At 68.2% G+C, this 13,672-nt stretch carries 10 protein-coding genes; 3 read left to right on the plus strand and 7 right to left on the minus strand.

Going from position 1 to position 13,672, the window contains the following annotated elements:
• Positions 1 to 63 precede the first annotated feature (63 nt).
• From GC146_RS04205 to glpK, 3 genes are all read left to right on the plus strand, one after another.
• On the plus strand, positions 64 to 390 hold the full coding sequence (locus tag GC146_RS04205; RefSeq protein ID WP_291834739.1) for an ArsC/Spx/MgsR family protein: 327 nt from the start codon (positions 64 to 66) through the stop codon (positions 388 to 390).
• A 72-nt stretch (positions 391 to 462) separates the two neighbouring features.
• The gene (glpD, locus tag GC146_RS04210; protein ID WP_291834742.1) at positions 463 to 2,034 is read left to right on the plus strand and encodes a glycerol-3-phosphate dehydrogenase; all 1,572 of its coding nucleotides are present in this window, start codon (positions 463 to 465) and stop codon (positions 2,032 to 2,034) included.
• Positions 2,031 to 3,509 carry a glycerol kinase GlpK gene (gene glpK / locus GC146_RS04215; protein WP_291834745.1) on the plus strand — a complete coding sequence of 493 codons (1,479 nt, stop codon included), beginning with the start codon at positions 2,031 to 2,033 and terminating at the stop codon, positions 3,507 to 3,509. Before glpD ends, glpK begins: the two co-directional genes overlap by 4 nt.
• 17 nt (positions 3,510 to 3,526) lie before the next feature.
• Here the strand turns inward: glpK and GC146_RS04220 are convergent, their stop codons facing one another.
• The 7 genes from GC146_RS04220 to GC146_RS04250 all read right to left on the minus strand — a co-directional run bounded on the left by GC146_RS04220 (position 3,527) and on the right by GC146_RS04250 (position 13,666).
• Positions 3,527 to 4,402: a transglutaminase family protein gene (locus GC146_RS04220; RefSeq protein ID WP_291834747.1), complete on the minus strand. Its 876-nt coding sequence runs from the start codon at positions 4,400 to 4,402 to the stop codon at positions 3,527 to 3,529.
• Between the two features lie 30 nt (positions 4,403 to 4,432).
• The gene (locus GC146_RS04225; protein WP_291834750.1) at positions 4,433 to 6,823 is read right to left on the minus strand and encodes a circularly permuted type 2 ATP-grasp protein; all 2,391 of its coding nucleotides are present in this window, start codon (positions 6,821 to 6,823) and stop codon (positions 4,433 to 4,435) included.
• Between the two features lie 4 nt (positions 6,824 to 6,827).
• The gene (locus GC146_RS04230) at positions 6,828 to 10,154 is read right to left on the minus strand and encodes a transglutaminase family protein (RefSeq protein ID WP_291834753.1); all 3,327 of its coding nucleotides are present in this window, start codon (positions 10,152 to 10,154) and stop codon (positions 6,828 to 6,830) included.
• A gap of 137 nt (positions 10,155 to 10,291) precedes the next feature.
• Positions 10,292 to 11,017: an MBL fold metallo-hydrolase gene (locus GC146_RS04235; RefSeq protein WP_291834755.1), complete on the minus strand. Its 726-nt coding sequence runs from the start codon at positions 11,015 to 11,017 to the stop codon at positions 10,292 to 10,294.
• Complete coding sequence (locus GC146_RS04240) at positions 11,014 to 12,042, minus strand: ABC transporter ATP-binding protein (RefSeq protein WP_291834758.1); 1,029 nt, start codon at positions 12,040 to 12,042, stop codon at positions 11,014 to 11,016. The genes GC146_RS04235 and GC146_RS04240 overlap by 4 nt, the downstream gene beginning before the upstream one ends.
• Entirely contained in the window at positions 12,039 to 12,809 is a 771-nt protein-coding gene (locus GC146_RS04245) for an ABC transporter permease (RefSeq protein WP_291834761.1), read from the minus strand. The genes GC146_RS04240 and GC146_RS04245 overlap by 4 nt, the downstream gene beginning before the upstream one ends.
• Positions 12,806 to 13,666 (minus strand): ABC transporter permease, encoded by an 861-nt coding sequence (locus GC146_RS04250; RefSeq protein WP_291834763.1) that lies wholly within the window; start codon positions 13,664 to 13,666, stop codon positions 12,806 to 12,808. Before GC146_RS04250 ends, GC146_RS04245 begins: the two co-directional genes overlap by 4 nt.
• Between the last annotated feature and the right edge of the window lie 6 nt (positions 13,667 to 13,672).

The following is a 13,672-nucleotide window of genomic DNA, read 5'->3' on the forward strand; positions in this document are numbered from 1 at the left end:
GTTGCCGCTTGGATCGCCTGATGCGGTTGGGTATAGCGGCCCCACCCAACCCCGGACCTCGCCATGACCCTCTACGGCCTGCCCACCTGTTCGCTCTGCGCCGCGGCGCTCAAGGCTTTCGCGGCGGCGGACATCGCCGTCACCTTCCGCGACATCCGCGCCGACCCGCTGACGGCCGAGGAGTGGGCGCCGCTGATCCATGAATTCGGCTCGACCCTGATCGACCGGAAATCGCCCGCCTATCGCAGCCTCTCGGCCTTTCTGCGGGAATCGGACACCGATGCGCAGTTGCTGGCCAACCCGGTGCTGATGGCCCGCCCGGTCATCACCGACGGCACAAGGTTCACCCTTGGCTGGGACGCGCCGCAGCAGGCCGCCTGGGGCCTTTGACCCACCCCCTTCCTTGCGCCCCGCGCCGGATTCCGCGATACAACCTTCGCCAGACCATCGCCCGAGGATGTCATGTCGGAAACATCGGAAACCTATGATCTTTTCGTGATCGGCGGCGGCATCAACGGCTGCGGCATCGCGCGCGATGCAGCGGGGCGGGGGATGTCGGTGGCCCTCGCCGAGATGAACGACCTTGCCTCGGCCACCTCCTCGGCCTCGACCAAGCTCTTTCACGGCGGCTTGCGCTATCTGGAATATTTCGAGTTCCGGCTGGTCCGCGAGGCGCTGATCGAGCGCGAGGTGCTGTTGCGCGCCATGCCGCATATCAGCTGGCCGATGCGCTTTGTCCTGCCCTACCACCGCGACATGCGGTTCGAGGGGACCACACCCACCTCGCGCCTGCTGGGCCTTGTCATGCCTTGGATGAAGGGCCGCCGCCCGGCCTGGCTGATCCGGCTGGGGCTGTTCATGTACGACAACCTTGGCGGTCGCAAGATCTTGCCGGGCACCACCACGGTGGACCTGACGACCGACAAGACCGGCGCGCCGCTGAACCCCAAGTTCCGCAAGGCCTATGAATACTCCGACTGCTGGATCGAGGATTCGCGGCTGGTGGCGCTGAACGCCCGCGACGCGGCCGAGCGCGGGGCCACGGTGATGACCCGCACCCGCGTCACTGCCGCCCGCGCCGTGGACGGCCAGTGGGAGGTGACGGTGGATGACGGCACCGGCCCCCGCGTGATCCGCGCGCGGATGCTGGTCAATGCGGGCGGGCCCTGGGTGGGCAAGCTGATTGCCGGGACGCTGGGCCTCAACATCAGCGACGGCGTGCGGCTGGTGCGCGGCAGCCACATCGTGACGCGCCGCCTTTACGACCATGACAAGTGCTATTTCTTCCAGGGTACCGACGGGCGGATCATCTTCGCCATTCCCTACGAGACCGATTTTACCCTGATCGGCACCACCGATGCCGAACAGGACGACCCCGACACGCGCCCTGTCTGCACCGAGGCCGAGCAGGAGTACCTCTGCGCCTTCGCCTCGCAGTATTTCAAGACGCCGGTGACGCGCGACCAGATCGTCTGGACCTATTCCGGCGTGCGTCCGCTACATGACGACGGCGCGAAATCGGCCACGGCGGCCACGCGCGATTACACGCTGAAAGTGGACCGTTCGACCGGGGCGCCGGTGCTGAACGTCTTCGGCGGCAAGATCACCACCTACCGGCGGCTGGCCGAACACGCACTGGAAAAGATCGTGACGGTGCTGGGCGTGGCCAAGGGCCCGTGGACCGCCGGCGTGCCCCTTCCGGGCGGCGATTTCGAGGTGACGGGTGTTGATGCGCTGGTCGAACAGATGCGCCGGACCCATCCCTTCCTCACCCCCTTCTGGGCGCGGCGGCTGGTGCGCGCCTATGGCACCGAGGCGCCGCAGGTGCTGGGCGATGCCAAGACGGCCGAGGATCTTGGCCCCGATTTCGGCGCGACGCTGACGGGGCGTGAGGTGCGCTGGCTGATGACGCACGAATTCGCCCGGCGCGCCGAGGATGTCGTCTGGCGCCGCAACAAGCTGGGCCTGCGGATGAGCGCCGAACAGATCGCCGCGCTGGATGCGTGGATGCAGGCCGAGGGAGCAACGCCATGACCCATATCCTTGCCATCGACCAGGGCACGACCTCGACCCGGGCGATCGTCTTTGACGGGACGATGCGGATCGTCGCCACCGCGCAGCAGGAATTCGCCCAGCATTTCCCCGACAGCGGCTGGGTGGAGCATGACCCGGCCGACCTCTGGGCGACCACCGTGCAGACCTGCCGCGATGCCCTTGCGCAGGCCGGGGCAACACCCGCCGCCATCGGCATCACCAACCAGCGCGAGACGGTCGTCGTCTGGGACGTGGCCACGGGGGCGCCCATTCACAACGCCATCGTCTGGCAGGATCGCCGCACCGCCGAGACCTGCCGCGCCCTGCGCGAGGCCGGGCATGAGCCGATGATCACCGCGCGCACCGGCCTGCTGGCCGATCCCTATTTCTCGGGCACCAAGCTGAAATGGCTGCTCGACCACGTCCCAGGCGCGCGCGAGAAGGCACGGGCGGGCGGGCTGAAGTTCGGCACGGTCGACACCTACCTGATCTGGAAGCTGACCGGCGGCAAGGTGCACGCGACCGACGCCACAAATGCCGCGCGCACGCTGCTTTACGACATCCACAAGGGGCGGTGGAGCCGGACGATCTGCGACCTTTTCGATATTCCGCTGGCGATGTTGCCAGAGGTGCGCGACTGCGACGCCGATTTCGGCCAGACCACGCCCGACCTGTTCGGCACCGCCATCCCGATCCGCGGTGTCGCGGGCGACCAGCAGGCCGCCACCGTCGGGCAGGCGTGCTTTGAACCCGGCATGATGAAATCGACCTACGGCACGGGCTGTTTCGCGCTGCTCAACACCGGGACGACGGCGGTGACCAGCCAGAACCGCTTGCTGACGACCATCGCCTACCAGTTCGGCGGCCAGCCCACCTATGCGCTGGAAGGGTCCATCTTCGTTGCGGGCGCGGTGGTGCAATGGCTGCGTGACGGGCTGAAGATCATCCGCGACGCGGCCGAGACGCAAAGTTTGGCCGAGGCAGCCGATCCGCATCAGGACGTGGTGCTGGTGCCCGCCTTCGTGGGCCTTGGCGCGCCCTACTGGAACGCCGAATGCCGCGGCGCGGCCTATGGTCTGACGCGGGCCACTGGGCCGGCGGAACTGGCCCGCGCGGCACTGGAAAGCGTGGGTTTCCAGACCCGCGACCTGCTGGAGGCGATGCGCGCCGACTGGCAGGCCGAGGGCGCGGCCCCCACGCTGCGCGTTGATGGCGGCATGACGGCCAGCGACTGGACGATGCAGTTCCTGGCCGACATCAGCGGTGCGCCGGTGGACCGGCCGCAAGTGCGCGAAACGACAGCGCTGGGGGCCGCGTGGCTGGCAGGCCAAGCGGTGGGCGTTTATCCCGACCGCGCCGGGTTCGCCAAGGGCTGGGCGTTGGAGCGGACCTTCTCGCCGCAGATGGAGCCCGCGCTGCGCGAGGCGCGCTATGCGCGTTGGAAATCGGCTGTGGCGGCGACGCTTTCGGTCTGATCAGCCGACCGGCTGGATCAGTCAACTGGCACCATGTCGACCGCGTGCGAGCCGATCTGCCGACCGGTGACGCGCAGCACCCCCTTGATCGGCGCCACGTCGCCGTAATCGCGCCCGACGGCCACCTCGACATGGTCGGTCGCGGGCACCAGCGCGTTGGTCGGGTCGTAGTCGATCCAGCCACCTTCTTTGCCCGTCCAGGCCCGCACCCATGCATGCATCGCATCGGCACCTTCGAGGCGTGGCCGGCCCGGCGGCGGCAAGGTGCGCAGAAAGCCCGAAACATAGGCTGCCGGCACGCCAAGGCTGCGCAGGCAGGCGATCATGATGTGGCTGAAATCCTGACAGACGCCCTGCCGCTCTGCGAAAGCGTCTGCGGCCGGCGTGCCGACATCCGTCGCCTCGGCGGAGAATGTCATGTCGCGGTGCAGCGCCTCGCCCACCGCGGTCACGACGTCGGCCGCGGTCATGTCGGGCGTAGTCACCTCGCGCGCATAGGTGGCCATGGCGGCATCGACCATCGCGCGGGGCGAGGGGGCCGTGAAATGCACCGGCGATTGCGGGCCAAGGCTGTCAACGTCGGCGATCTCGGCCGCCAGCCGCGCCAGCGGGGTGGCGGGCCCGGGGGGCGCGGGCGCCTGACGGTCGACCCGGGCATGCAGTTGCAGTGCCACGCCGTCATGCGCGCCGCGAAAGCCGAAATCGGTGGTGGCATTGCCGAAGAAATCTGTCCGGTCGGTGCGTCCGTCGGGATGCGGTTCAATCTCGACATGGCCGGCGATCAGCCGTTGCAGTCCGGGCCGCGCAACCGGCATCAGCCGCACAACGTGGCGCCCGCCGGTTGCCGGGCTGGCATAGCGATAGGTCAGGCGAAGCGCGATGTCATAAATCATCGGCGAGTCGATCTGCGGGGCTGGGCGCGGTCATTGCAGGTAGGCATCGCCGAGCAGTTCCGAAAGGGCAAGAATATCGTCGCGCACATCGCGCAGCGCGGCGGTGGTCATGGCAGAGGGCGTGGCGACGGCCAGCCGGGTTTCGGTGGTCCGCGCCTGCCGCACCAGCCCCGACATTTGCGCCTTGTGCCGACCGCCCGCGATGGCGGTAGCATGCTCGCGGATCTCGGCCAGCTGGAAATGGACCGAGCGCGGGTTCTCGGGATCAAGCGCCAGCAAGTCGACAACACTGCCGCGGCTGGGCATGACCGCGTAACGTTGGCGGTGGGTCATCACGCTGTCGGCCAGCTCGATGGCGAGGTCGAGCGCGCCGGTGGGCGCATCGGGATCGGCGAAGGCCGCCAGAAGGTCGGCCGACATCGCACCGCGTTCCAGTGCACGGCCGATCGACAGGAATTGCCAGCCGTGACCGCGATACATGTTCTCGTGCACAAGACCCGAGAAGCCCGCGATCTTGCGCAGGAAAACGCCCATCGCGGCAGCGGCATCGTCGCCGGGCCGCAGCGTGGCCGACAGCCGCTTCATGGTGCGGTCAAGGTCGCTGAGCGCGGCCCAACCATCGACCGAGAACCGGTCGCGGATCTGGCTGGCGGCCGCGACGGCACTGGCCAGCGTGGCAAATAATCCCTCCGGCATCGGCTCGGCGGCAGTCAGGCCGTAACGATCGAGCATCTCGGCAAGCGCGGCAAGCAGCGGGCCGGTGCCATCCTCGCTCAGCCGGCCGTGATAGGCGCGGGCGAGGCGGAGCACACCTTGCGTCCGCTCGACATAGCGGCCCAGCCAGAACAGGTTTTCGGCGGCGCGCGACGGCAGGGCGGGCGCTTCGGCCCGAACGAAAGGCGCGCTTTGCGGGGCAAGCAGGGTTTCGGTCGGCACGGCGGCCTCGCTCAGCACCCAGACATCGGCTGCCGAACTGCCTTGCTGCATGGCAAGTGCCGTGGCATCGGCCCGCTCGGCAATCCGGGCAAAACCGCCCGGCATCACCTGCCAGCCGTTCGGCGTGCGCGCCAGAAAGACCCGGATCGTGACCGGGCGCGGCACCAGCGCGCCGCCTGAAAGGGTTGGCGTGGTCGACAACGTCACCCGTTCCTGCGCGATCAGCTTTGGCCCCTGCGCCACGATCCATGCGTCACGCGCCGCGGCGTCCGACGGGGCTTGCATGCCTTCGGCACCGCCCAGAAACGCCACCTGCGTGGCTTGCGCCGGTCCAAAGGCCAGACGCGCCGCCTGCCGGCGCACCTCTGCCAGCGCTCTGGACTGGCCACACCACCATGTGGCGATATTGGGCAGCCGCAGGTCGCGGCCCAACGTCGCGCGTGCGATGCCGGGCAGGAATGCCAGCAATGCCTGGGTTTCCAGCACGCCCGCGCCCAGTGCGTTGACCAGTGTGACCTGCCCCGCGCGAACCGCGGCCATCAGGCCCGGCGTCCCGATATGGCTGCTCTCGTCGAATTCAAGCGGGTCGGCCCAGCCGGCATCAAGCCGACGCCACAGCACGTTGATGGGCCGCGGCCCGGCAACGGTGCGCACCATCAACGCCTCGTCCTCGACCGTCAGATCACCGCCTTCGAGCAGGCTGAGCCCCATGTAGCGCGCGATATAGGCATGCTCGTAATAAGTGTCGGTCATCGGTCCGGGCGTCAGGATGCCCGCGGCGCTGCCTGCCGCATGGGCCGCCGGGCCCTGCAGCGCAGCAAGCCCGTCGCGGAAGGCCCGAAAGAACCCGGCAAGGCGGTGAACGCGGGCGCGGGCGTAGTAATCGGCAAAAACCCGCGTGGTGGCGACGCGGTTTTCCAAGGCAAAGCCCGCGCCCGAGGGGGCCTGCGTGCGGTCGCCCAGCACCCACCAGCGCCCGTCCGGGCCCCGCCCGATCTCGAAGGCAAGGAAATGCAGGAAATGTCCGCCGCGCGGCGCCACGCCAACCATCGGACGCATCCATTCGGGACTTTCGGCGATAAGGCTGGCAGGCAGATGCCCCTCGGCCACCAGCCGGCCGGGCCCGTAAAGGTCGGCCATCACCATTTCCAGCAAGTCGGCGCGTTCGGTCAGGCCTTTCGCGATCTCCTGCCAATCGTCCTCGTGCAGGATCACCGGAACCGGGCTGAACGGCCAGTCGCGCGCGGCCTGTTCGTTCCGGCCATAGGCACGAAAGAACACGCCCGCATCGCGCAGGTATTGCTCGCCGCGCGCCACATCGGCCGCCAGGGCCTCGGGCTCGCGTCCGGTGAGATGCGCCATCAGCCCGGCCCAGTGAGGACGCATCTCGCCGTCAGGGCCGATCATCTCGTCCATGACCCCCGGAAAGGGGCGATAATTCGACACGGGCGTCGTGCTGGCCTGCGGGGTGGCGGGTGCGCTCATGGCGTTACAGCCCCGGCGCGCGGCGCAGATCGAGCGTCATCGGGAATTCGGGATGTGGCTGTTCGGGTGGCGGCACGTAGGCGCCGGGTGTGTGTCCATGCGCTTCGAACCGGGCAAGGCGGCGCGCCTCGGCCTCGTTGCCGTTGACGGGGAAGGTATCGTAGTTGCGCCCACCGGGATGGGCGACGTGATAGACGCAGCCGCCCAGCGCACGGCCCGACCACGTGTCGTAGATATCCAGTGTCAGCGGGGCATCGACGGGCAAGACGGGGTGCAGCGCCAGCGCGGGCTGCCACGCCTTGTAGCGCAGGCCGGCGACGCTGACACCGTTGGCGCCGGTGGGGGCCAGAGGCAGACGGCGACCGTTGCAGGTGACGGTGTAGCGCGCCGGGTCGGGCGCAGTCAGTTTCACCTGCAGCCGTTCGGTGGAGCTGTCGGTATAGCGCACGGTGCCGCCGATCGCGCCGGTTTCGCCCAGCACGTGCCAAGGCTCCAGCGCCTGCCGCAGCTCCAGCGTGGCGCCTTCGTAACTGGCCTCGCCGCAGAACGGAAAACGGAACTCCGCCTGCGCGGCGAACCATTCCTCGCGCATCGGGAAGCCTGCCTGTTGCAGGTCGCCCAGCACCTCGCGGAAATCCTCCCAGACGTAGTGCGGCAGCATGAAGCGGTCGTGCAGCGCGGTGCCCCAGCGGGTGAGGTTGCCGGTCATCGGCCGTGCCCAGAGCCGCGCGATGATGGCGCGCAGCAGCAGTTGCTGGGCGAGGCTCATCCGCGCGTTGGGCGGCATCTCGAATCCGCGGAACTCGACCAGCCCCAACCGGCCGGTGGGCCCGTCGGGGGAGTAGAGCTTGTCGATGCAGATCTCGGCGCGGTGGGTGTTGCCGGTGACATCGACCAGCAGGTTGCGCAGCAGCCGGTCTGTCAGCCAGGGCAGGGGCGGCGGCCCGGCCTCGGGGTGGGGGATCTGCGCCAGCGCGATCTCCAGCTCGTAAAGGCCGTCATGGCGCGCCTCGTCCACGCGGGGGGCCTGGCTGGTGGGGCCGATGAAGAGGCCCGAGAAGAGGTAGCTGAGCGAGGGGTGCCGCTGCCAGTAGAGGATCAGGCTTGCCAGCAGGTCGGGACGACGCAGGAAGGGGCTGTCCTCGGGCGTGGCACCGCCCACGACGACATGGTTGCCGCCCCCCGTTCCGGTGTGCTTGCCGTCGATCATGAACTTGTCGGCGCCAAGGCGGCACAGGCGCGCCTCTTCATACACCGCCTCGGTGGTGGCGACGCAATCGTCCCAGCTGGCGGCGGGGTGGATGTTCACCTCGATCACGCCGGGGTCGGGCGCGACGCGGATGACGTTGAGGCGCGGATCATGCGGCGGCGCGTAGCCTTCGATATGCACGGGCAGGCCTTGGGCCTTGGCCGCAGCTTCGGCCGCGGCGACGAGTTCGAGGTAATCCTCGACCCGCTCGACCGCCGGCATGAAGACGCATAGCCGCCCATCGCGCGCTTCGACTGAAATGGCGGTGCGTACGATGCCGTTGACGTCCGAAATGGTCTGTTCGACCCGGTCCTGCGTCGCCTCGGCCGCGGTAAAGCTGGAAACGGCATTGGCGCGGTCGGGATTGCCTGCGTCGTCGCCATCAAAATCCGGCAGCGGGCCGCGCGGTTCGAACGTGTCCATCGGATTGATGAACGGATAGGACGAGGCCGGCACGAAAGGCAGCGCGCCCAACGGCAGACGGTAGCCCACCGGGCTGTCGCCGGGCACAAGGAACAGATGCTTGCGCCGCAGCGCCCATTTTTCCGAGATCCAGCCCTTGCGTGCCTTGGCCTGCCAGCGCTGCACCGGCAGGACATAGCCCGACGGCTCGGTCAGCCCGCGCGAAAAGACGCGGGCGATGCGGGCGCGTTCCTCGGCATCCTTGAGTTTCGAATTCTCGGGCGTGACGTTTTCGGGCAGGTTGCCTTCCTTGATGATCCATTCGGCGGGGTCCTCGAAGGCCGGCACGACATTGTCGTCGGGCACGCCAAGTTCGGTGGCGATGGTCTTCAGCAGGGTTTCGGCCTGTTCCTTGGTGGCCTTGGCATCCTTGCCCTCGGCGGCGATGAGGTTGGCATCGGACCAGACCGGTTTCCCGTCGCCGCGCCAGTAGAGGCTGAACGTCCAGCGCGGCAGGGTCTCGCCCGGATACCATTTGCCCTGCCCGTAATGCAGGAAACCGCCCGGCGCGAAGCGGTCGCGCAGGCGGCGGATCAGCTTGTCGGCGAAGGTGCGCTTGGTCGGGCCAACGGCGTCGGCATTCCATTCGCCGGCCTCGAAATCGTCGATGCTGACGAAGGTCGGCTCGCCCCCCATCGTCAGGCGCACGTCGCCGGCCTTGAGGGCCGCGTCCACCTTGTGGCCAAGCGCGTTCAGCGCCTCCCAGCTTTCGTCGGAAAAGGGCTTGGTGATGCGCGGGTGTTCGGCCACGCGGCGCACCTGCATGTCGAAGGCGAAATCGACCTCGGCAAAGCTGGCGACGCCGCTGATCGGCGCGGCGTTGCGGTAATGCGGGGTGGCGGCCAAGGGAATGTGGCTTTCGCCGGTCAAGAGGCCGCTGGTGGGGTCAAGGCCGATCCAGCCCGCGCCGGGCAAGTAGACCTCGCACCATGCGTGCAGGTCGGTGAAATCAACCTCGGTTCCCGAGGGTCCATCTAGCGCCTTGAGGTCCGGTTTCAACTGGATCAGGTAGCCCGAGACGAAACGCGCGGCAAAGCCGAGATGTCGCAGAGCCTGCACCAGCAGCCACGAGGAATCGCGGCAGGAGCCCTTGCCGGTCTCGAAGGTTTCCTCGGGCGTCTGCACGCCGGGTTCCATGCGGATGACATAGCCCACTTCCGCCGCGATGCGCGCATTCAGGCCGACGACGAAATCGACGGTGCGCATCTTCTCGCGCGGGATGGTGTCAAGGAACGCCTGCAGGCGGGGGCCCGCGGGTTCGGGCGTGCGGTAGATGACCAGATCGGGGGCGATATCCTCGGGATAGTCGAAGGGCCATTCCTCGGCGCTGGCCTCGACGAAGAAATCGAAGGGGTTGTAGACGGTCATGTCGGCGACAAGGTCGACCTCGATCTTCAGCTCGCGGACCGGTTCGGGAAAGACGTAGCGCGCCTGCCAGTTGCCGTAGGGGTCCTGCTGGTAATTCACGAAATGCGGCTGCGGACCCACCTTGAGGCTGTGGCTGATCACCCGCGTGCGGCTGTGCGGCGCGGGACGCAGGCGGATCACCTGCGGGCCAAGCGTGACCGGGCGGTCATACCTGTAGTGGGTCAGGTGGTGGATGCTGGCAAGGATCGACATGGGGTTCCCGTGCGTGCTTTGGACCCGATTGGTTTCATATTTGCCGACGCGGCACCACAGATTAATCCCCCAGCGGCCGGGCGGGGCCGGATCGGGGGGCGATTGCACGCGTTTTGGGCAGCGGCGGCGGCCGGGTGTCAGTCGTGCGCGCGTAGCCAGTCGGTGATGATCCGGCGCAGCGCCTCGCCCGAAAAGCTGGGGAAATGGCCGCCGTGGACCACCCGCACCGGCAGCGTCAGCAGCCGCTCCATCGAGCGGCGGTAATCGGCGACGTCGGCATGGTAGGTATCCTCGATCAGCGGGCCGTCATAGACGATGTCGCCCGAGATCAGCACGCCCGTCGCCGCCTCCCACAGCGCGATGCCGCCCGGCGAATGGCCCGGGGTATGGACCACCTCGAACCGCCTGTCGCCGGTCGACAGGATATCACCATCTTCCAGAAGCTGCGTGGCGGGCGCGGGCGTCACCTCGTAGCCGGCGGATGTGTAGGGGGCAGGCGGAAGCGTGTCGAAGATGTCGTCGGTCACGTAGGGGTCGGCCAGCACGGCAGCGCGGGTCGGCGCGGCCAGTAGCGCCGCCTCGGCCCGGTGGACGGCACGCTCGGCGAATTCGTGGTGGCAGCCGATATGGTCGAAATGGGTGTGGCTGGCCACGGCCAGCGTGGCCTTCTCGCTGACCAGCGGCACCCAGGCGCGCAGCGGCACCACGCCCATGCCGCTGTCGATCAGCAGGTCACGCTCGGACCCGCGGATGTGCCAGCAATTGCAGCGATAGAAAGGCTTGATATGCGGCTCGTTGATCAGGGTGATGCCGTCACCCGCCTGCGTCACCCGCCACCAGTCCTCGGCCTTGGCGCGGTTCATTCCGGTTCCCCTGGCAGCAGCGTGACATGGGCGGTGTCGATCGCAAGGTCCACCGTGTCGCCCGGGCCGGCATCCATGCCAACGGGTAGAAGCGCCAGCAACTCCCGTTCACCCACGCGGGCACGGACGCGGCGATGGACGCCCTGAAACACGGTTTCGGTCACCGTGGACCGGCCGACGAAAAGGCCCGGACCGGGGCGCAGGTGTTCCGGGCGCACGCAAAGCGTGATCTCGCCGTCAAGGTTGGTCGGCCCGATCTCGCCGAAGGCGCAGCGCGCGGTGCCGTCGCGCGCGGTGGCGGCGATGAAGTTCATTTCGCCGAGAAAGGCCGCGGCGAAGCGGCTGGCGGGCTGGCGATAGACCCGCTCGGGCGGTCCCTGATCCTCGATCCGGCCCGCGCTCATCACCACGATGCGGTCGGCGATGGCCATCGCCTCCTCCTGGTCGTGGGTGACATGGACGAAGGTGGCGCCGACCTGCGTCTGGATCGCCTTCAGCTCTTCCTGCATGGCGCGGCGCAGGTTGAGATCCAGAGCGCCCAGCGGTTCATCCAGCAGCAGCACGTCGGGTTCCACAGCCAGCGCGCGGGCCAGCGCCACGCGCTGGCGCTGGCCGCCCGAGAGTTCCGCAGGGCGTTTAGCTTCGGCGTCGGGCAGGCCGACCAGCGCCAGCATCTCGCGCGCGCGAGCATGGCGGACGGCACGGGCCGTGCCACGCATCCGCAGGCCGAAGGCCACGTTGTCCAGAAGGCTCATGTGCGGGAATAGCGCGTAATCCTGAAAGACCGTGGTGGTGGGGCGCCGGGCGGCCGGCACGCCGACCATGTCGTGCCCGCCGATGCGCACCGTGCCCTCGCTGGGGTCGGCAAAGCCGCCGATGATGTTGAGCAGCGTGGTCTTGCCGCAGCCCGAGGGCCCCAGCAGCACGCAGTATTCGCCGGCGGCGATGCTAAGGTCCACACCTGCCAGCGCCAGCGTGTTGCCATAGCGGCGGGTCAGGCCGGCGACGTCGATCGGGGCGGTCATGCGCGTCTCCGCAAGGCAAGTTCGGCCGCCAGCACCGCGAAGGCCGAAACGAGAAAGACAAGGCTGCCGATGGCGTTGGTCTTGGGGTTGAGACCCGAGCGCAGGAGGCTCCACAACTCGACCGGCAGGGTGACATCGAAGCGCGACAGCAGGAAGGCGATGATGAACTCGTCCCAGCTGAAGGTCATCGACAGAAGGAAGGCCGCGACCAGCGCGGGCAGGATCATCGGCGCGGTGACCAGCGCCATCACCCGGATCTCGCCCGCGCCAAGGTCGCGCGCGGCGCGTTCGGCGGCCAGTTGCGGCGCGCCCATCGCGCTGGCGCAGATCGCGAAGCAAAGCGGCGCGTTGATGACGACATGGCCCAGCGTGACCGTCATCAGCGAGAGCGGCACATTGGCAAGGTTGAAGCTGGCCAGCAGGCCTAGCCCGATGACGAGGTAGCTGACCGAAAGCGGCGCGGTGATCAGCCCGCGCGCCACGCCCGCCCCGCGCAGGCGGGCATGGGCCAGCCCGCGCGCCGCGAGAAAGCCCAAGAGCAGCGAGACCGCCGAAGACAGCACCGCCACTACGAAGGAATGGCCCAGTGCCGCCATCAGATGGCCGTCGGACAGCACCGCCTGGTGCCAGCGCAGCGAAAAGCCCTTGAAGGGCGGGATGGGAAAGCGCCCGTCCTGGAACGAGAACAGGACCAGCACGTAGACCGGCAGGAAGATGAAGGCGTAGATCAGCGCCATGTAGGTGGCCGAGACGGCGAAGCGGATCATTTCCCCGGCTCCTTCATCCAGCGCGCCATGGCAAGGTAGGCCAGCGTCACCAGCGCCATCAGGACGATCGACAGTGCCGAGGCCATCGGCAGATCGGCCCGGCGGCCCACCTGCAGCATCACCAGTTGCGGCAGGGCCAGGTCCTTGCCGCCGCCAAGGATCTGCGGCGTGACATAATCGCCGATGCAAAGCGCGAAGGTCAGGAAGGCGCCCACCATCACGCCTGGCAGCGTCAGTGGCAGCACGACATGGCGGAAGATGGCGACGGGCCCTGCGCCAAGGTCTGCCGCGGCGCGGCGCAGGTTGGGCGGCAACTGCACGAGGCTGGCATAGATCGTCAGCACCAGCAGCATGGTGAAGAAATGGGTAAAGCCAATGACCACCGCGGCGCGCGAATTGGCCAGGTCCAGCAGCGGCAGGCCCCAGCCGGCCAGCCAGTCGTTGACCACGCCCTTGCGCGACAGCACCAGTGACCATGCGTAAGAGCGCACGATGTAGGAGGTCCAGAACGGGATCACCGCCAGCGTCAGCGCCAGCCGCTGGTAGCGGCGCGGCACCTCCTCGGCGATGATCCAGGCCATCGGGTAGGCCAGCAGCACCGACAAGACCGTGACCGTCACGGTGATCTCGATCGAGTTCAGCGCCGCGCCAAGATAGGCGGGGCGGGTAAAGAAGGCTGTGTAGTTGTCGAGGCTCCAAGTGCGGATCATGCCCGTCGCGGTGGCCTGCCAGAGGCTGATCGCGGCCATCAGCGCGAAGGGCAGCACGAAGAACACCAGCGTCCAGACCAGCGCGGGCGCGGTCAACAGCATGGCGCGACGGCGGTCGCGCGCCTCGATGCCGAGGGCGCGGCTCATCCGTGT

Source organism: Limimaricola sp., from assembly GCF_016125575.1.
Taxonomy (GTDB): Bacteria; Pseudomonadota; Alphaproteobacteria; order Rhodobacterales; family Rhodobacteraceae; genus WGLM01.

Bases quoted from the DNA above. Each gene is read 5' to 3' on its own strand.
- GC146_RS04245 (WP_291834761.1), bottom strand. From the start codon at position 12,809: ATGATCCGCTTCGCCGTCTCGGCCACCTACATGGCGCTGATCTACGCC.
- GC146_RS04225 (WP_291834750.1), bottom strand. From the start codon at position 6,823: ATGAGCGCACCCGCCACCCCGCAGGCCAGCACGACGCCCGTGTCGAAT.
- GC146_RS04230 (WP_291834753.1), bottom strand. From the start codon at position 10,154: ATGTCGATCCTTGCCAGCATCCACCACCTGACCCACTACAGGTATGAC.
- GC146_RS04220 (WP_291834747.1), bottom strand. From the start codon at position 4,402: ATGATTTATGACATCGCGCTTCGCCTGACCTATCGCTATGCCAGCCCG.
- GC146_RS04250 (WP_291834763.1), bottom strand. From the start codon at position 13,666: ATGAGCCGCGCCCTCGGCATCGAGGCGCGCGACCGCCGTCGCGCCATG.
- glpK (WP_291834745.1), top strand. From the start codon at position 2,031: ATGACCCATATCCTTGCCATCGACCAGGGCACGACCTCGACCCGGGCG.
- glpD (WP_291834742.1), top strand. From the start codon at position 463: ATGTCGGAAACATCGGAAACCTATGATCTTTTCGTGATCGGCGGCGGC.
- GC146_RS04235 (WP_291834755.1), bottom strand. From the start codon at position 11,017: ATGAACCGCGCCAAGGCCGAGGACTGGTGGCGGGTGACGCAGGCGGGT.
- GC146_RS04205 (WP_291834739.1), top strand. From the start codon at position 64: ATGACCCTCTACGGCCTGCCCACCTGTTCGCTCTGCGCCGCGGCGCTC.
- GC146_RS04240 (WP_291834758.1), bottom strand. From the start codon at position 12,042: ATGACCGCCCCGATCGACGTCGCCGGCCTGACCCGCCGCTATGGCAAC.